Annotated in this window: 16 protein-coding genes; 13 read left to right on the top strand and 3 right to left on the bottom strand. The window is 65.9% G+C overall.

All coding sequences use genetic code 11. From position 1 onward, the window contains the following. Positions 1-122 precede the first annotated feature (122 nt). The 11 genes from ybgF to SR870_RS01695 all read left to right on the top strand — a co-directional run bounded on the left by ybgF (position 123) and on the right by SR870_RS01695 (position 12971). Positions 123-1115 (top strand): tol-pal system protein YbgF, encoded by a 993-nt coding sequence (gene ybgF / locus SR870_RS01645; protein WP_322516315.1) that lies wholly within the window; start codon positions 123-125, stop codon positions 1113-1115. 53 nt (positions 1116-1168) lie between these two features. Next, positions 1169-2209 (top strand): tRNA lysidine(34) synthetase TilS, encoded by a 1041-nt coding sequence (gene tilS / locus SR870_RS01650; protein ID WP_322516316.1) that lies wholly within the window; start codon positions 1169-1171, stop codon positions 2207-2209. Between the two features lie 210 nt (positions 2210-2419). Further along, the gene (gene ftsH / locus SR870_RS01655) at positions 2420-4336 is read left to right on the top strand and encodes an ATP-dependent zinc metalloprotease FtsH (RefSeq protein ID WP_322516317.1); all 1917 of its coding nucleotides are present in this window, start codon (positions 2420-2422) and stop codon (positions 4334-4336) included. A gap of 127 nt (positions 4337-4463) precedes the next feature. Next, positions 4464-5561 (top strand): Acg family FMN-binding oxidoreductase, encoded by a 1098-nt coding sequence (locus SR870_RS01660; RefSeq protein ID WP_322516318.1) that lies wholly within the window; start codon positions 4464-4466, stop codon positions 5559-5561. Between the two features lie 107 nt (positions 5562-5668). Beyond that, positions 5669-6409 carry an AzlC family ABC transporter permease gene (locus SR870_RS01665; protein WP_322516319.1) on the top strand — a complete coding sequence of 247 codons (741 nt, stop codon included), beginning with the start codon at positions 5669-5671 and terminating at the stop codon, positions 6407-6409. Then, positions 6406-6723 carry an AzlD domain-containing protein gene (locus SR870_RS01670; RefSeq protein WP_322516320.1) on the top strand — a complete coding sequence of 106 codons (318 nt, stop codon included), beginning with the start codon at positions 6406-6408 and terminating at the stop codon, positions 6721-6723. Before SR870_RS01665 ends, SR870_RS01670 begins: the two co-directional genes overlap by 4 nt. Positions 6724-6918: 195 nt before the next feature. Continuing rightward, positions 6919-7593 (top strand): helix-turn-helix domain-containing protein, encoded by a 675-nt coding sequence (locus SR870_RS01675; RefSeq protein ID WP_322518380.1) that lies wholly within the window; start codon positions 6919-6921, stop codon positions 7591-7593. Positions 7594-7742: 149 nt separating this feature from the next. Beyond that, the gene (locus tag SR870_RS01680) at positions 7743-9236 is read left to right on the top strand and encodes an FAD-linked oxidase C-terminal domain-containing protein (RefSeq protein WP_322516321.1); all 1494 of its coding nucleotides are present in this window, start codon (positions 7743-7745) and stop codon (positions 9234-9236) included. A 172-nt stretch (positions 9237-9408) separates the two neighbouring features. After that, positions 9409-10650: an FAD-binding protein gene (locus tag SR870_RS01685; protein WP_322516322.1), complete on the top strand. Its 1242-nt coding sequence runs from the start codon at positions 9409-9411 to the stop codon at positions 10648-10650. After that, positions 10647-11960, top strand: coding sequence for a glycolate oxidase subunit GlcF (glcF, locus tag SR870_RS01690; RefSeq protein ID WP_322516323.1), 1314 nt, complete (start codon positions 10647-10649; stop codon positions 11958-11960). The genes SR870_RS01685 and glcF overlap by 4 nt, the downstream gene beginning before the upstream one ends. Before the next feature lie 72 nt (positions 11961-12032). Continuing rightward, positions 12033-12971, top strand: coding sequence for a hypothetical protein (locus SR870_RS01695; protein ID WP_322516324.1), 939 nt, complete (start codon positions 12033-12035; stop codon positions 12969-12971). Here the strand turns inward: SR870_RS01695 and SR870_RS01700 are convergent. Continuing rightward, complete coding sequence (locus SR870_RS01700; RefSeq protein WP_322516325.1) at positions 12947-13120, bottom strand: hypothetical protein; 174 nt, start codon at positions 13118-13120, stop codon at positions 12947-12949. The two genes, SR870_RS01695 and SR870_RS01700, sit on opposite strands and share 25 nt — an antisense overlap. Before the next feature lie 280 nt (positions 13121-13400). Here SR870_RS01700 and SR870_RS01705 point away from each other — a divergent pair, with 280 nt between their 5' ends. Next, positions 13401-14330, top strand: coding sequence for a TorF family putative porin (locus SR870_RS01705; RefSeq protein WP_322516326.1), 930 nt, complete (start codon positions 13401-13403; stop codon positions 14328-14330). Between the two features lie 256 nt (positions 14331-14586). Here SR870_RS01705 and SR870_RS01710 read toward each other — a convergent pair whose 3' ends face one another. Further along, positions 14587-16164 carry a fatty acid--CoA ligase gene (locus SR870_RS01710; RefSeq protein ID WP_322516327.1) on the bottom strand — a complete coding sequence of 526 codons (1578 nt, stop codon included), beginning with the start codon at positions 16162-16164 and terminating at the stop codon, positions 14587-14589. A gap of 417 nt (positions 16165-16581) precedes the next feature. Then, positions 16582-17454, bottom strand: a complete 873-nt coding sequence (locus SR870_RS01715) for an SDR family oxidoreductase (protein WP_322516328.1) — start codon at positions 17452-17454, stop codon at positions 16582-16584. Between the two features lie 116 nt (positions 17455-17570). On the opposite strand from SR870_RS01715, the gene SR870_RS01720 reads away from it, so the two are divergent. Further along, on the top strand, positions 17571-18383 hold the full coding sequence (locus SR870_RS01720) for a crotonase/enoyl-CoA hydratase family protein (protein WP_322516329.1): 813 nt from the start codon (positions 17571-17573) through the stop codon (positions 18381-18383). Positions 18384-18485: the final 102 nt, after the last annotated feature.

Genomic DNA, 18485 nt, shown 5'->3' on the forward strand with positions numbered 1-18485 from the left:
GCTGTTTGGATCCCTTGGCCGGCTGCGACCGTCGGCCATCGCTCCAGTCACATTTTTGGCGTAGTCCGGCGATCAATCCGGCGCTACTAATCTGGCGCGCCATCCCCAACCGTCGGGCCCCCATGTCGAGCATTCCTGCCCTCTCTGCGCGCAGCCTCGCGATCGTCGCGATGCTCGCTTTCGCCGCTCCCGCGCTGGCCCAGCAATATGGCGGCGAGGTCGACCCGGAAATCCGCGTCCAGCAGCTCGAGGAGCGGCTGCGAACGCTGACCGGGCAGAACGAGGAACTGCAATACCGCAACCGTCGGCTCGAAGAGCAGGTCCGGCAATTGCAGGGCAACGCCGGCGCGCAGCCGGGCGGGCCGGGCAACGTCGCCCCTCCGGCGGCCGCCGCGCAGCAACCGCCGGTCTACGGCCAGCCGCCGCAGCAGGCGCCGGTCTATGGTCAGCAGCCGCAGGCGCCGATCGTGCAGGACCAGGCGGTGGCGCCTCCGGCGACAGGCCGCCGCCGTGGCGATGCGTTCGATCCGAGCCAGAATCCGGCGGCGCCCGGCGTCCCGCGTGCGCTCGGTGGCGGACAATTGCCGATCCCGGCCGAGCAGGGTGGGGTGGCGGGCGCGCCGCTCGACCTGTCGAACAATCCCGGCGGTCGCTATCCCGACGCCGGCGCGCCGCCGCAGCAGGCGCCGCGCGCGACGGGCGGGGCGGGATTGACCACGCTGCCGCCGTCGGCCAGCCCACGCGACGAGTTCGATCTCGGCATCGGCTACATGCAGCGCCGCGACTACGCGCTCGCCGAGGAGACGATGCGCAACTTCGCGAGCAAATATCCCAACGACGCGCTGACGCCGGATTCGCAATACTGGCTGGGCGAGAGCTTCTTCCAGCGCCAGATGTATCGCGACGCGGCGGAAGCCTTCCTTGCGGTCACCAGCAAATACGAGAAGTCGGCGAAGGCGCCCGATGCGCTGCTGCGGCTCGGCCAGTCGCTGTCGGCGCTGAAGGAAAAGGAAGCCGCCTGCGCCGCGCTGGGCGAGATCGGCCGCAAATATCCGAAGGCGTCGGCCGGCGTGAAGAAGGCAGTCGACGCCGAGCAGAAGAAGCTCAAGTGCTAGGCTGACGAGAGCCCCGGCCGAGCCGGTGCCAATCGCCAGGGATCGAGCCGCTGATGTCCGGCAATGACGAAGCGCCGATTTCGGCGCGCGAGGCTTCTGATCTGTTCGCCGACTGGAAGGCGGTCCCCGCGATCGTGCTCGCGGTGTCCGGCGGTCCGGATTCGCTGGCGCTGATGTGGCTCGCCGCGCGCTGGCGCAAGGCGCGTAAGCGCGGGCCCGCGCTGTTCGTCGTCACCATCGACCACGGCCTGCGGCCGGAAGCGGCCCGCGAGGCGCGGTCGGTCAAGCAGCTCGCCCGCAAGCTCGATCTGCCGCACCGGACGCTGCGCTGGACCGGCGACAAGCCGAACACGGGATTGCCGGCGGCCGCGCGCGCGGCGCGCTATCGGCTGCTGGCCAAGGTGGCGAAGGCGGTCGGCGCCGCGCATATCATGACCGCGCACACCCGCGACGATCAGGCCGAGACCGTGCTGATGCGGCTGTCCCGCGGCAGCGGCATCGCCGGCCTGGCCGCGATGCCGCGCGAGACGGTGCGCGACGGTGCGGTGCTGGTCCGTCCGTTGCTGGACGTGCCGAAACGGCGCCTCGTTGCGACGCTCGACAGGGCGAAGATCGGATTTGCGATCGACCCGAGCAATGCCGATCCCCGGTTCACCCGCCCCCGTCTGCGCGAACTGATGCCGCTGCTGGCCGCCGAGGGATGCGATTCGCGCAATCTGGCGCGGCTGGCCGCCCGCGCCGCCCGCGCCGAGGCCGCGCTGGAGCTGCTGGTCGATGGCGCGGAGCGGTTCCTGGCGATGCGCAGCGCGGATCACCCGCCGCAGAGCTTCGACGCCTCGGTATTTTACGCACTCGCCGCGGAAATCCGGATTCGGTTGTTGCTACGTGCGATCGGCCGCGCCGGCCGGGAAGGCCGGCCTGAACTCGGCAAGGTCGAGGCATTGGCCGCTGCGCTTCAATCGGCCGCCGCCAGGCCGGCCCCGAAACCGGGGCAAATCAAGCTGAAACAAACGCTTGCCGGGGCCGTAATCACTTTGACACCAGTTTGCCTGAAGTTTGCCGCAGCGCCGATGCGGCGGCGGAAGACGGGCTGACCCGCTCGCATCCGCGTTCCGACGGCTCCGACAGCGGCCGAACTCTCCGTGATTTGAGCCTTCGGAAGGCCGAAATGCGCTAAATAGTCCTGAACGGTTCTCTTGGCAGGCGGCCGTGTGACACCTAGATTGTGGATTGGCCGGTCCGAGGACAGTCTCGCGGCACCCGGGCTAAAGGATCGCGATCCGCGCGACCGATAAGGAAGATCGATGAACGCCAATCTGCGGAATTTCGCCCTCTGGGTCATTATCGTCTTGCTGCTTTTGGCGCTGTTTACGCTCTTCCAGAATCCCGGCCAGCGCACTGCATCGCAGGATATCTCGTTCTCGCAGCTACTCAGCGAGGTCGATCAGAATCACGTTCGCGACGTGGTGATCCAGGGCCAGGAAATTCACGGCACCTTCACCAACGGCTCGAGCTTCCAGACCTACGCGCCGAACGATCCGTCGCTCGTCACGCGCCTGTACAACGGCAAGGTCGCGATCACCGCGAAGCCGCCGGGCGACAACGTGCCGTGGTTCGTGTCGCTGCTCGTCTCCTGGCTGCCGTTCATCGCGCTGATCGGCGTGTGGATCTTCCTGTCGCGGCAGATGCAGGGCGGCGCCGGCAAGGCGATGGGCTTCGGCAAGTCGCGCGCGAAAATGCTCACGGAGGCCCACGGCCGCGTGACGTTCGAAGACGTCGCCGGCGTCGACGAAGCCAAGCAGGACCTACAGGAGATCGTCGAGTTTCTGCGCGATCCCGGAAAATTCCAGCGCCTCGGCGGACGAATCCCGCGCGGCGTGCTGCTGGTCGGTCCGCCCGGTACGGGTAAGACGCTGATCGCGCGTGCGGTCGCCGGCGAAGCCAACGTGCCGTTCTTCACGATCTCGGGTTCGGACTTCGTCGAAATGTTCGTCGGCGTCGGCGCCTCCCGCGTCCGTGACATGTTCGAGCAGGCCAAGAAGAACGCGCCCTGCATCATCTTCATCGACGAAATCGACGCCGTCGGCCGTCATCGTGGCGCCGGCCTCGGCGGCGGCAATGACGAGCGCGAGCAGACCCTGAACCAGTTGCTGGTCGAGATGGACGGCTTTGAGGCCAACGAAGGCGTGATCCTGATCGCGGCCACCAACCGGCCCGACGTGCTCGATCCCGCGCTGCTGCGTCCCGGCCGCTTCGACCGTCAGGTCGTGGTGCCCAATCCGGACGTGGTCGGCCGCGAGCAGATCCTCAAGGTGCATGTCCGCAAGGTGCCGCTGGCGCCGGATATCAACCTCAAGACCATCGCGCGCGGCACCCCGGGTTTCTCCGGCGCCGACCTGATGAACCTCGTCAACGAAGCGGCCTTGATGGCGGCCCGGCGCAACAAGCGCATGGTGACGCAAGCCGAGTTCGAGGACGCCAAGGACAAGGTGATGATGGGCGCCGAGCGCAAGTCGCTGGTGATGACCGAGGAAGAGAAGATGCTGACGGCCTATCACGAGGGCGGTCACGCCATCGTCGGCCTCAACGTCATCGCCACCGACCCGATCCACAAGGCCACCATCATTCCGCGCGGCCGTGCGCTCGGCATGGTGATGCAGCTTCCGGAACGCGACAAGCTGTCGATGTCGCTGGAGCAGATGACCTCGCGCCTCGCCATCATGATGGGCGGCCGTGTCGCCGAAGAGCTGGTGTTTGGCCGTCAGAAGGTGACCTCCGGCGCGTCGTCCGACATCGAGCAGGCGACCCGCCTGGCCCGGATGATGGTCACGCGCTGGGGCCTGTCGGAAGAACTCGGGACCGTGTCCTACGGCGAGAACCAGGACGAGGTGTTCCTCGGCATGTCGGTGTCGCGCACTCAGAATGCGTCGGAAGCGACGGTCCAGAAGATCGACGCCGAGATCAAGCGGCTGGTGGAAGAGGGCTACAACGAGGCGACCCGCATTCTCACCGAGAAGCGCGCCGACCTCGAAGCGCTCGCCAAGGGCCTGTTGGAGTTCGAAACGCTGACCGGCGACGAGATCACCGATCTCATCAACGGCAAGAAGCCGAACCGCGAGTCGGTGCTGGAGCCCTCGGGCCCGCGCACCTCCGCGGTGCCGCCCGCCGGCAAGCCGCGTCCGCGGCCCGATCCGGGCCTGGAGCCGCAGCCGCAGGCGTAATCGCCGGGCGACTGGTCGAGTTGAAACGCGGCCCTGACGGGCCGCGTTTTCGTATCGACGTGTTGACAAAGGACAATTCCGCCCGGATAGGGCTGTGCTGTTGTGCAGACCCAGCGCGGAGCACGCGATGAACCGCCGGTCGATCGTGATAGGGGGCGCTGCAACTGTTGCAGCCGCTGCCACTGGCGCCGTGCTGTGGTCGAGGCAGGGCGTCGGTCAATGGCGCGAGGCCGCAGCCGGGATTCGGCGGCCGCTGAACGTGGACCTCTCCGGCTCGGCTGCGCTTTCCGAACTGGTGCGCTGCGCCACGCTCGCGGCGAGCAGCCACAACACCCAGCCGTGGCGCTTCGTACTCGGCGACTCCGCGCTCGCCATCGTTCCGGATTTTTCCCGTCGCTGTCCGGTGGTTGATCCGGACGACCATCATCTGTTCGCCAGCCTCGGCGCCGCCACCGAGAACATCGTGCAGGCAGCGCCGGTGTTCGGTCTGTCCGCGACCGTGCGGCCTGTCGACGAAGACGGACGGGTGAGGATCGATCTCCCGCGGGGTGCCTCCGCGCCCTCAGTATTGGCGGCAGCGATCGTCGGACGCCAATGCAGCCGCGGCCTGTACGACGGGCGTAATATCGCCCCGGCCGATCTGGATTTGCTCGCCGCGGCCGGGCGTGGCGACGGCGTCGATATCGTGCTGTTGACCGAGCGTCCGGCGATCAATGCCGTTGCTTCGCTGATAATTGCCGGCAACACGGCACAATTCGCCGATCCGACGTTCCTTGCCGAACTGAAGCACTGGCTTCGCTTCGGCTATGCCGACGCGGTCGCGACCGGCGACGGGCTGTTTTCCCTGACGTCAGGCAATCCGGCGTTGCCTGCGCCGGTCGGTCGCGCGCTGTTCGACTATATCGTTTCGGCGGCATCCGAGAACGCCAAATGTCGCGCTCAGATCGCCAGTTCGGCAGGCCTTGCGGTGTTTGTCTCGGAGCGCGACGATCGCCGGCATTGGCTCTCGGCCGGACGCGCCTACCAGCGCTTCGCGCTGCGCGCCACTGCGCTTGGTATCAAGCAGGCGTTCCTGAACCAGGCTGTCGAAGTGCTGCCGCAGCGCCGGCACCTGGCCGAACTTCTCGGTCTCGGCGCGCGACGTCCGGATTTCGTCGTGCGCTTCGGCTACGGAGCCGATATGCCCTGGTCGCTGCGGCGACCCGTTGCCGAGGTAATTGCGTAGCGTGTAGCGCTTGCCGACCGTCGCGCAACCGCATAGCCCCATGAGGGCCGATGACTTGACGTGGACGCGCGCAGCCATCAGGCAGGGCTCGCAAGGCGGACCCCATCATGACGACTCATCTTCCCAAGGCGCCGGCCTATTGGTCGCGTGACGCGATCTGGCCCGGCATCGTCGCGATCGGGCCGATGCTGCCGGGCACGCTGGCATTCGGCATGGCGTTCGGCGCGCTGTGCGCGCAGAAGAACTTCACGCTGGCCGAAGTCGAAGTGATGATGGCGACGGTCTATGGAGGGCTGTCGCAGTTCGTCGCCGTGCAGTCCTGGCCGGCGACGCTGACGCCGTCGACCATCGCGACGCTGGCGCTGCTGACCACGACCGTCAACATCCGCTTCTTCCTGATGACCGCATCGATGCGGCCGTGGTTCGGTACGCTGCCGGCGTGGCAGGCCTATCCGGCGATGCTGCTGGTGACCGACGGCGGCTGGCTCGCCGCGATGCGCTATCGCGAGCACGGCGGCGCGAACGCCTGGTTCTACGTCGCCGGCGGCATCGTTCTGTATTTCGTCTGGCTGGTCTCCGCGATACCCGGCTATCTGCTCGCCGAACAATTGTCCGATCCGAAGAAGTTCGGGGTCGATCTGGCGATGCCGGCGTTCTTCGCCGCGATGCTGGTGCCGGCCTGGAAGGGACCTCGACGAGCGATCCCTTGGGCGGTCTCCGGTGTGGTCGCGCTGACCGTGCACTGGCTGATTCCGGGCTACTGGTTCATCATCGCCGGCGCGCTCTGCGGTGCGCTGAGCGCCGGTCTGATGGACGAGCCGCCGCCACGGCCCGAGCGGGCGGCATGAGCGAGTTCTTGCGCAGCGACGTGATGATGGCGTTCGCCGTGATGACTGCGGTCACGGTCGCTTCGCGGCTCGGCGGCTTCTGGCTGATGCGCTATGTCGACGTCACGCCGCGGGTGAGGCGGATGCTCGACGCGCTGCCCGGGTCGATCATCGTCGCCGCGGCGCTGCCGGTCGCGGTCAATGGCGGACCCATCGTGATGTTTGCACTCGCCGCGGCGATGGCGGTCAGCATCATCCGCCGCAACGACTTCATCGCGGTGATTACCGGTATGACCGTAGCGGCACTGGCAAGAGCGCTCGGCTTCGGCGGGTAGTTGCGGTCTCGCTGTTCACTTCATTGCGCAAAGCGCTCGGCTGTAAGGGCTTGCCTTCGTCTCTGAATAGGTGTTCACTTTTTTCACTGATTTGGGGCCGGCGGTTTCGCCGTGCCTTTGCCCCAAGATCTTGATGAGCGACCACTTTCCGATCCCGTCCGGAATCGGAACGCTCGATCCCGAGACGAGAGCGCCATGGTTTATCGGCGGACCAATCAGGTCGTGAAGCGGCTGGCTGCACGTCGCAGCGCCATTCTTGCTGCCGCGCGCGAGACCGCAGTCGAAGGCGGGATGGCGGCGGTTCAGATCGCGCCTGTCGCGAACCGCGCCAGCGTCGCGGCTGGAACCGTTTACCGGTACTTCCCCTCCAAGGCCGATTTGATTTCCGAACTGATCGCGGACGTGTCCCGCGACGAACTCGCAGCGATCCGCCGCGCCGCAGACGCTGCACCCGGTCCGTCCTCGGCGCTTGCCGCCGCGGTGACGACGGTCGCGGTGCATGTGCTGTCGCATCGCAAGCTCGCCTGGGGGATTCTCGCCGAGCCGGTCGATGTCGACGTCTCTGCGTCGCGGCTCGCCAGTCGGCAAGAGATCGCGGGCGAGATCGAATCCCGGATCAGCGCCGCGGTGCGCGCGGGCCATCTGCCGGCGCAGGACACGGCGCTCGCCGCGACTGCTCTGCTTGGTGCGGTGCATGAATCGCTGGTCGGGCCGCTGGCGCCCGACAATCTCGATGACCCGGCCAAATTGCGCGATGCGGTGCAAACCGTGACGCTGCTGGCGCTCCGCGCCGTCGGTGTGATGGATGCCCGAGCCCGCGGACTCGTGGTGCAGGCGGTGGTGCCGTCGCGCACGCTGGTCGGCGCCTGAGACTTTCCGACGCCCGAATCCGTTTGCCGAATGGAATTGCTCTCAGTAAGGGTTGAGAGCGTATCCCGAACCCAGAACCGTTGTTCCGCAGTTGCGGGATACGCGCCAGCCACGCCCGATCTCGGCGGGCCGCGCAGGAGTATCTCGCCATGACGATTCTGATGCCGGAGCCGGACCAGGCCGTGCTGGCGCGCCGCGACGAGATCGTCGCGAGCCTGCGCAGGATCGTGCCGGGCGAGGGCGTGATCTCCAGCGCAGCCGAGATGAAGCCCTATGAGTCCGACGGGCTGATGGCATATCGCCAGCCGCCGATGGTGGTGGTGTTGCCGAGCACGACCAAACAAGTTTCCGAGGTGCTGCGCTATTGCTATCAGCACGGCATCAAGGTGGTGCCGCGCGGTTCCGGCACGTCGCTTTCGGGCGGCGCGCTGCCGCTTGCGGATGCGGTTCTGCTCGGGCTCGGCAAGTTCAAGCGCATTCGCGAGATCGATTTCGACAACCGCGCCGTCGTGGTCGAGCCCGGCGTCACCAATCTGGCGATCAGCCAGGCGGTCGATCACATGGGTTTCTACTACGCGCCCGATCCGTCGTCGCAGATCGCCTGCTCGATCGGCGGCAACATCGCCGAGAATTCCGGCGGCGTGCATTGCCTGAAATACGGCATGACCACCAACAACGTGCTCGGCTGCGAGATCGTGCTGATGACCGGCGAGATCCTGCGGATCGGCGGCAAATGCGCGGAAAACGCCGGCTACGATCTGATGGGCGTGATCACGGGCTCCGAGGGGCTGCTCGGCGTGATCACCGAGGTCACCGTGCGCATCCTGCGCAAGCCGGAGACGGCGCGGGCGCTGATGGTCGGCTTCACCGACGTCGAGGCCGCCGGCAAATGCGTTGCCGACGTCATCAGCGCCGGCATCATTCCGGGCGGCATGGAGATGATGGACCGGCCCGCGATCCACGCCGCCGAGGCTTTCGTCCATGCCGGCTATCCTCTCGACGTCGAAGCCCTGCTGATCATCGAACTCGACGGCCCGCAGGTCGAGGTCGACGAACTGATCCAGCGCGTCGAGGCGATCGCGCTCGGCTGCGGCTCGACCACCTGCCAGATCTCGACGTCGGAGCAGGAGCGTCTGCTGTTCTGGTCCGGCCGCAAGGCGGCGTTCCCGGCAGTCGGCCGGATCTCGCCGGACTATCTGTGCATGGACGGCACCATCCCGCGCGCGCAACTGCCGCTGGTGCTGCGGCGGATGACGCAGATGTCGGAGAAGTACGGGCTGCGCGTCGCCAACGTGTTCCACGCCGGCGACGGCAATCTGCATCCGCTGATCCTGTACGATGCCAACAAGCCCGGGGAGCAGGACCGGGCGGAGGCGTTCGGCGCCGACATCCTGCGGCTGTGCGTCGAGGTCGGCGGGGTGCTGACCGGCGAGCACGGCGTCGGCATCGAGAAGCGCGACCTGATGCCGGAGATGTTCTCCGACATCGATCTCAATCAGCAGCAGCGGCTGAAATGCGCGTTCGATTCCGAAGGCCTGCTCAACCCCGGCAAAGTGTTTCCGACGCTACATCGCTGCGCCGAACTCGGCCGCATGCATGTGCACGGCGGCAAATTGCCGTTCCCGGATATTCCGCGGTTTTGAACCTGGTAGTTGCTTTCGATATGTTGCGCATCACCCCGACGTCATTGCGAGCGAAGCGAAGCAATCCAGCAACGCAGTGCGCGGCGCTCCTGGATTGCTTCGTCGCTTCGCTCCTCGCAATGACGGTTCGGGGCCGGATCGTTGAACACCGACTGAAGGACGAGATCCGCCCGTGGATACGCTGAAAGTACGCGACGCGCAGGAGGTCGAGGACGCCGTGCGCGCCGCGATCGCCAACGAGCAGCCGCTCGAGATCATCGGGCACGGCACCAAGCGGCGGGTCGGCCAGCCGATGGCGACCAACGCCGTGCTGGACCTGTCGGCGCTCAATGCGGTCGTCGCTTACGAGCCGAACGAACTGATCATCACCGTGCAGGCCGGTGCGCCGGTCGCCGATGTGCTGTCGCTGATCGATTCGAAGAATCAGCAATTCGCCTTCGAGCCGATGAACACATCGCTGCTACTCGGCACGGTCGAGACCGAAGGCACGATCGGCGGCATGATCGCCGCCGGCCTCGCAGGTCCCCGCCGGATCAAGTCCGGCGGCGCACGCGACCATTTGCTCGGCGCGCACGCGGTGTCCGGCTTCGGCGAGAGCTTCAAGGCCGGCGGCAAGGTGGTGAAGAACGTCACCGGCTACGATCTCTGCAAGCTCCTGGCTGGCTCCTGGGGCACGCTGGCGGTGATGACCGAAGTGACGCTGAAGGTTACGCCGCGGCCGGAGAGCGAACGCACGCTGGTGCTGCGCGGGCTGGATGACGTCACCGCCAACAGAGCGATGACGCAGGCGGTCGGCTCGCCCTACGACGTCAGCGGCGCGGCGCATCTGCCCGGCTCGGCGCTGCGCACCACCGGCGGCGCGCTGGCCGAACTCGCGCAGCCGGATCAGGCGCTGACGCTGCTGCGGCTGGAGGGCATCACCTCGTCGGCAAGTCATCGCGCCCAATCGTTGCGCGAGGCGCTGAAGAGTTTTGGCGCGACCGAGTTGATCGAGGACGAAGACTCGGCCGCGCTGTGGCGCGCGGTGCGCGACGTCGAGCCGTTCGCGGCCTCGGGGCCGCGAGCATTGTGGCCGGTTTGGCGGATCGTCTGTCCGCCGGCGTCGGGCGGCGCGTTCGGGCAGGCGCTGCAGCGCGAGAGCGGCGGCGAGGTGATCTACGACTGGGGCGGCGGATTGATCTGGGCGGCGCTGCCGCCGGCCGCAGATGCGCAGGCGAGGGCGCTGCGCCAGCGCGTCGACAAGATCGACGGCCACGCCTCATTGATCCGCGGCAGCGACGAGGTTCGCGCGAGTATCGACGTGTTCCATCCGCAGCCCGGCGGATTGGCCGCGCTCGGGCAGCGGGTCAAGAGCAGCTTCGATCCCCGGAACGTTCTCAATCGCGGCCGGTTGTCGCGAGGACCCGCAGCATGAAAACCGAATTCAGTCTCGCCCAGCTCGCCGATCCGGACATCGCCGAGGCCGACAAAATCCTGCGTGCCTGCGTGCATTGCGGCTTCTGCACGGCGACGTGCCCGACCTATGTGCTGCTCGGCGACGAACTCGACAGCCCGCGCGGCCGCATCTACCTGATCAAGGAGATGCTGGAAAGCAACGCGCCGCCGACGGCGGACGTGGTCAAGCATATCGACCGCTGCCTGTCGTGCCTCGCCTGCATGACCACCTGTCCGTCCGGCGTGAACTACATGCATCTGGTTGACCAGGCACGGGCTCGGATCGAGAAGGATTACACTAGGCCGTTCTGGGACCGGATCGTCCGGGAGGCGCTGTCGTGGATGATGCCGCACCCCGGCATGTTCCGGCTCGGCATGCGGGCGGCGCGGATCGTGCGCCCGTTCGCCAAGCTGCTGCCGGGCTCGCACGATCTTGCCCACCCGACGTTCTTGAGCCGGGTCAAGGCGATGCTGGCGCTGGCGCCAAAACACCTGCCGGCGCCCGGGCCGGACTCCGGGACCACGTTCCCCGCGGTTGGACCGAAGCGCGGCCGGGTCGCGCTGCTGCACGGCTGCGCCCAGCAGGTGCTGGCGCCGCGCATCAACCGCGCCGCGATCAATCTCTTGACCCGCCACGGCATCGAAGTCGTGCTGGCGGCTGATGAGGCCTGCTGCGGTGCCCTGATCCATCACCTCGGCCGCGATACGCGCACGCTGGAATACGCCCGCACCAACATCAAGGCCTGGCTCGCCGAGATCGACCGCGGGGGGCTCGACGCGATTTTGGTGACGACGTCGGGCTGCGGCACGGTGATCAAGGACTACGGTTTCATGCTCCGCGAGGATCCGCAATTCGCGGCATCGGCCGCGAAGGTCTCGGCGCTCGCGAAGGATATCAGCGAGTATGTCGGCGAGCTGGAGCTGTCGGCGCCGCAATCGCACAGCGATATCGTCGTCGCTTATCACTCCGCATGTTCGCTGCAGCACGGTCAGAAAATCACACGGCTGCCCAAAGAATTGCTTTCCAAGAGCGGATTCGTGGTGAAAGATATCCCCGAGAGTCATTTGTGTTGTGGTTCGGCGGGCACGTACAACATTCTCCAGCCTGACATCGCGACCAGATTGCGTGACCGCAAGGTCGCCAACATCGCTTCCGTCAAGCCGGACATGATTGCCGCGGGCAACATCGGCTGCATGGTGCAGATCGCCAGCGGAACGGAAGTCCCTGTAGTGCACACGATTGAACTTCTCGATTGGGCGACAGGCGGTCCCCGGCCTGCGAGTACCTGACTGCGCTGCAGGCCTGCTGGCGGAGAGCGTGATTGCCGAACCACAGGCGATCCGCACAACAGGAGGACGACAATGGCGAAAAGCACGAAGTCCAAGAAAACCAAGGCGGACAAGAAGGTCAACTCGAAAAAGGCCAAGTCGAAAAAGGCCAAGCTTCCGTTGATAGCGAAGAAGTCAAAGAAGGGCGCCAAGTCGGCTTCGACCAAATCCGCAAAGACGAAATCCGCAAAGACGTCTGCCAAGAAGGCGGTGAAGGCCGGTTCGAAGAAGGCTTCGGCCAAGAAGGCTCTTAGCAAGAAGGCTCCCAGCAAGAAGGCTCCCAAGAAGCCCGGCAAGGCCCCGAAGGCGGCCAGGTCACCCGCGAAGAAATCCTCGGCCAAGACCTCGAAGAAGGCTGTCGCGAATAAGCCGCTCACCAAGAAGGCGCCAGCGAAGAAGGCCGGCAAGGCTGCCGCGCCAAGGAAGGCAGCGCCGCAGGCGTCTGCAAACAAGTCGCCGCCGGCGAACGCCGCACCCAAGAAAGCCTCACCGAAGAAAGCCTCACCGAAGAAGGCCTCACCCAGCCGGGCCGCACCCAAGGCGAGCCCTTCGATCGAGATGCTCGGCCAGATCGATGCGGCAGCGCCGGCCGACGCCGTGGCACCCATCGAGGCCGCTGCTCCGCCGAAGCCCGCCAAGCCTCGCAAGCCGCGCGCCAAGCGGCCCGCCGCACCCCCTGCGCCGGAGACGGAGGAGACGACTTCCGCGTCGTCGTCGTCCGCGGCGAGCGAGGCTGAACCCGCCGAAGCTGACACGCCTGAAGCCGAGCCGCCCCGGTCTCCGCCGCCCGATCCGTCCTTCGAGGAGGTCGTCGACGACCCTCCCGCGGAGCCGTTTCCGGCGCCGGCAGTATCGAGCCATGAGGACAATACGCCGGTCGAATCCGTGCCGCCGTCCGACGGGGACGATGCCGACATCGAGGGCGATCGCGACCACCCCCATCCGCATCACAGGACGCCCGATTCGATGTGATCAGCGATCGCTCCGGGTTCAGGTCGGGACGATCCGGCAAAGGCCGCGGCGACTGCCGCGGCCTTTGTTTTTGCGGCGAGGAGCCGATCATCGGGGGATCCCGACTCGCTTCGAAGCGGCAGCGAATCGGCCGCGTCCGTCGCGGTCATGATCCCGTCACCTCGCGGTCGAATTAGCCGAAAGTGTTGCAGCGAGAGCCAGATTTCGGGATTGGTATTCGGAGTGAATCTCAAAATAGTGCTTAAATTGCCACACTCTCGAACTACTCGTAACTGGAAGTGCACATTTGCTCAAAAATGCGGCACCTGCATGTGTTTTTTGCTTCACGGTTCCTCGTCTCAGCCGCAGATTGTGCGGGAGTTAACTAGCAGGTCGATATCGCGTCTCTGGACTTCGGGTCGGGCTGGTTTCAAAGCGATGGGGAACATCATGAAGAAAACAATTCTGTCGGTCGCGGCTGTGCTCGCTGTCGGCGTCACCTCGGCCTCCGCCGCCGATCTGCCCGCGAAGGTCTATACCAAGGCTCCGCCGATCGTGGCGTTCGATCCCTGGGATGTCGCGTTCGGCACCTCGATCGCCAGCGAATACGTGTTCCGCGGCATCACCCAGTCGAACCACCAGCCGTCGGTCGCCGGCTACATCGAGCCGCGCTACAACATCAATCCGAACCTGCAGCTCTACGCCGGCGTGGCCGCCGCGAGCATCTCGTTCACGAACCGCGCTGCGGTCGAGATCGACGGTTATGCCGGTATCCGCCCGACCTTCGGTCCGGTCGCGTTCGACTTCGGCTTCTGGTACTACGGCTATCCGGGCGGTCAGTGCATCGACACCGTTCAGGGCGGCGGCGCCTTCTGCCCGCTGGGCTCGAGCTCGATTGCCAATCTCAACGTCATGAAGAAGGACGTGTCCTTCTACGAGTTCTACGGCAAGATGAACTACACGTTCAACGACGTGTTCACGGCCGGCGCCAGCGTGAACTATTCGCCGAACTTCCTGAACTTCGGCACCGAGGGCACCTACGCCGCGGCGACCGCCAAGATCACCATGCCGAGCACCTTCTTCGGCGCCAGCGGCATCGGCTCCTACATCTCGGGTGAATACGGCCGTCAGTGGCTCGGCACCACCGACGCGTTCTACGCGTTCACCAAGCTGCCGGACTACAACACCTGGAACGTCGGCATCGGCTTCAGCTACAAGGTGTTCACGCTCGATCTGCGCTACACCGACACCGACCTCTCCTCGGCCGGCTGCCAGGCGATCACCTCCGACTTCACGTCGAACGGCCTGACCTCGAACTGGTGCGGTTCGCGCTTCGTGGCGAAGCTCTCGGCCGACCTGTCGCTGGCCAGCGTCAAGTAAAGATCCCTTCGGGGCTCAAAAGGGCGGCAGAGAAATCTGCCGCCCTTTTATTTTGCGACCGTGTTGAGGGGCGCCCCTGCTGGCAGCGTCCCTGATTTTGACGCGCTTCTTCCCACGAACCGGTGTCCACTGCGCTCGAAGATCCGATAGACGTGGGCACAGGAGGTCGTATTCCGGGTTCGCAGCAGCGCTGCTGCGCCCCCCGGGATGACGAACGATGGAAGGCGAAGGGGACGGGCGCTGCGCCGCCTTTAGCTCAGTTCACCTGCCGGTCCTTCCCCGCCCAATACGGGTCGCGCAGATGGCGGCGGAGGATCTTGCCCGAGGCATTGCGGGGCAAGGCCGGGATGAAGTCGATCGACTTCGGCGTCTTGAAGCCGGCGATGCGGGTGCGGGTGAAGCCGATGATGTCCTGCGCGGTGGCTTCCTTGCCGGGTTTCATCACCACCACGGCCTTCACTGCTTCGCCCCACTGATCGTCGGGCACGCCGACCACGGCGACTTCGGCGACGTCGGGATGATCGCAGATCGCGCTCTCGACTTCGGCCGGATAGATGTTCTCGCCGCCGGAGATGATCATGTCCTTGATGCGGTCGTGGATGTAGACGTAGCCGTCCTCGTCCATGTAGCCGGCGTCACCGGTGCGCAGCCAGTTATCGCTATCGATCGTCTTCTTCGTCGCTTCCGGCAGATTCCAGTAACCGGCCATGTTGGAGCCGGAGCGGGTGGCGATCTCGCCGACCTGCCGCGGCGGCAGCGGCTTGCCGTCGGGATCGAGGATCGCGATCTCGACCCCGGGCAGCGCCTTGCCGGCGGAGCGCATCCGCTCCAGCCCCTCGACGTGATCCTCCGGCGGCAGCGCCACGATGGTGCCGGTGGTCTCGGTCATGCCGTACATCTGCACGAAGCCGCATTTGAACACGTCGATGCATTCCTTCAGCAGCGCCGCCGGAATTGGCGAGGCGCCGTACAGCATGTATTTCAGCCGCGAGAAATCCACCTCGCGGGCGCGCGGCTGCCGCACCACGAATTGCATCGCGGCGGGCACCATGAACAGCTTGGTGATCTTGGCCTGCTCGAAGAAGTCGAGCACCTTGGTCGGATCGAATTCGCGCGCGATCACGCCCTTGGCGCCGTGATAGATGCTCATCATGCCCCAGCCGGAGCCGCCGATGTGGAACACCGGCATGGCGATCAGCGAGACATCGTCGCTCGACCAGATGTTCCACTCCGGCGTGTTGTCGCGGCCGGCGCGGACCAGCGACAGGAAGTTGGCGTGGCTCAGCATCGCGCCCTTCGGCTTGCCGGTGGTGCCGGACGTGTAGAGCTGGATCGCGATGTCGCTCGGCGCCACCGCGATCTGCGGATCGTCGCTCGGCTGCGCGTCGCGCCATTGGGCAAAATCCTGCCACTCCGGCGCGCCGCCTTCGGTGGTGATGATGGCGCGAACGCTGGGGATCTGATCCTTCAGGCCGCGGACCTGATCGACGAATTCAGGGCCGACGAACAGGATCGCCGCCTTGCAGTCCTCGACGATATAGGCGATCTCCGGCCCGGCGAGCCGCCAGTTCACCGGCGCGATCACCACATTGGCCTTCATGGCGCCGGCCCAAAGTTCGAAATAGATGTCGCTGTTCTTGCCGAGATAAGCGATGCGCTCTTGCGGCCTGACGCCGCTCGCGGCGAGCGCGCGGGCGATCCGGTTGGTGTTCGCGTCGAACTGCGCGAAGCTGGTGATGCGGTCCTCGAATTCGTAGAGAATTTCGTCGCCGCGCGTCTTGGCCTGCGCACGGATCACGTCGGCCAAATTGGTCGGCTCGGACTGCTCGGACATTGTCGCTCCCTGGGACGATTTTTGTTAGTTACTTGTGGTTGCAGAAAGTCTGCCGCGCTTTGGGCGCGAACACAAGCGGGAGTGATTGTCGCGGGAGGGGAAGGGCGCTCGCGGAGCACGAGGCGGCGCAGCTCCGGCGTTGCACGAGGGCGGTCGAACAAAAGGCCGTCATCGCCGGCTTGTCCGGGCGACCCAGAACTCCTGAGCGCTGGTGAGTAGCCCAGAGGCGCTCTGGGATACTGGATCCTCCGCATTCGCGGAGGATGACGGGAGAGGGCGTTGGATGGCCGAAAGAGCCGATCAAATCTACAAAAGTCGTCATGCCCGGGCTCGACCCGGGCATCCATCAAAACGTGAAGCCGTGCACCTGTTCGTGCATGGCCGGGTCGAGCCCGGCCATGACGAACTAACTGCGGTTCACCCCCGCTGCGCGCGGTCCTTTTCGTTCTGGGCCTTGATCGAGGCCTTGGCCTGGTCCCAGTCGGAATTGCTCCAGTCGCGGAGCTGGTAGAAATTGCCACCCATCGCCAGGCCCTGGGCGCCGTCCATCGCGATGGTTTCGCCGTTGATCCAGTCGCAGCCGCCGGAGATCAGGAACACGGCGACGTTCTGCAGTTCCTCCATGGTGCCGACCCGGCCCATCGGATTCATTTTCACGGTGCGGGCGCCGGCCTCGTCGCCGGGCTTGATCCGCTTGCTCATGCCCTCGGTCGGAATTTCGCCGGGCGCAATGGTGTTGAGGCGGATGCCGTAGCGGCCCCATTCGGTGGCGAGTGACATCGTCATCGCGTGGATCGCCGATTTGCTCATCGCCGAGGGCACCACATAGGGGCTGCCGTTGCGCACCCAGGTGGTGGTGATCGACACCACATTGCCGCGATGGCCGCCGGCGATCCAGCGCCTGCCGACCGCGTGCGTCACGTAGAACGTGCCGTGCATCACGATGTTGGCGACGGCGTCGAAGCCGCGCGGCGACAGCTCTTCCGTCCGCGAGATGAAATTTCCCGCCGCGTTGTTGATCAGATCGGTGAGCGGGCCATCGGCGAAGATCGTCTCGACCATGTGGTCGACCGCGGCCGAGTCGCGGATGTCGACGCCGTAAGTCATCACCTTGCCGCCGAACTGGTCCATCAGTTCGGTCGCGGTCTCGTCGCAGACGCCCTTGCGGCGGCCGCAGATATGGACCTCGGCGCCGAGTTGCAGGAAGCGCGCGGCCATCGATTTGCCGAGCCCGGTGCCGCCACCGGTGACGAGGATGCGACGGCCTGCGAGGAGCTGATCGGAGAACATGTCAGGTGCCCGGAAAAGTGGATGATCGTCGTTGATTAAGCGATTGACTAAATTCCGACAACGCTTTTCTGTAGCGCCGAAACACAAGCCACAACACGTGCAGGGGAAACAGCCTGATGAATGATCGCGTTTCGGTATCGGTGTCGGACGGCGTCGCCGACGTCCGGCTGGTGCGGGCGGACAAGATGAATGCGCTCGATGCCGCGATGTTCGAGGCGTTGGTCGCGACCACCGAACGGCTCGCGACCGAGAAGGGCGTGCGCGTCGTGGTGCTGTCCGGCGAGGGGAAGGCGTTCTGCGCCGGCCTGGACATGGGGCGTTTTGCCGCGATGAAGGAGAGCGGCGGCAACGGCATTCCGGGCGGCGAATTTCGCGATCTCACCAAGCGCACCCACGGCCAGGCCAATGCGGCGCAGCAGGCTGTGTGGGGCTGGCGGATGCTGCCGGTGCCGGTGATCGCCGCGATCCACGGCGTCGCCTTTGGCGGTGGCTTCCAGCTCGCGCTCGGCGCCGATATCCGGCTGATGGCGCCGGATGCGCGGATGTCGATCATGGAAATCAAATGGGGCCTGGTGCCCGACATGGCCGGCACGCCGGTGCTGGCCTCGCTGATGCGCGACGACGTCCTGCGCGAACTCACCTACACCGGCCGGATCTTCTCGGCGCAGGAGGCGCTGGGCTACGGTCTCGCGACCAGGATCGTCGACGACCCGCGCGCCGCGGCGCTGGAGATGGCGCGCGAGATCGCCGGCAAGAGCCCGGACGCGATCCGCGCCGCCAAGCGGATGCTCAACAACCTCTCGGTCGACCCGGGTCCTGCGCTGCTCGCCGAAAGCGTCGAGCAGCAGAAGCTGATCGGCTCGCCCAACCAGACCGAAGCGGTCCGCGCCAACATGGAAAAGCGCGCGCCGAATTTCGTCGACGGGTAGGACGGCGTCGCAACTCGAAAGACCTCATCCTGAGGAGCCCGGCGCAGCCGGGCGTCTCGAAGGATGGCCGCGCAGCAAGGCTTCGACCACACCAGCCTCATG

This window comes from Rhodopseudomonas palustris, from assembly GCF_034479375.1.
Taxonomy (GTDB): Bacteria; Pseudomonadota; Alphaproteobacteria; order Rhizobiales; family Xanthobacteraceae; genus Rhodopseudomonas; species Rhodopseudomonas palustris_M.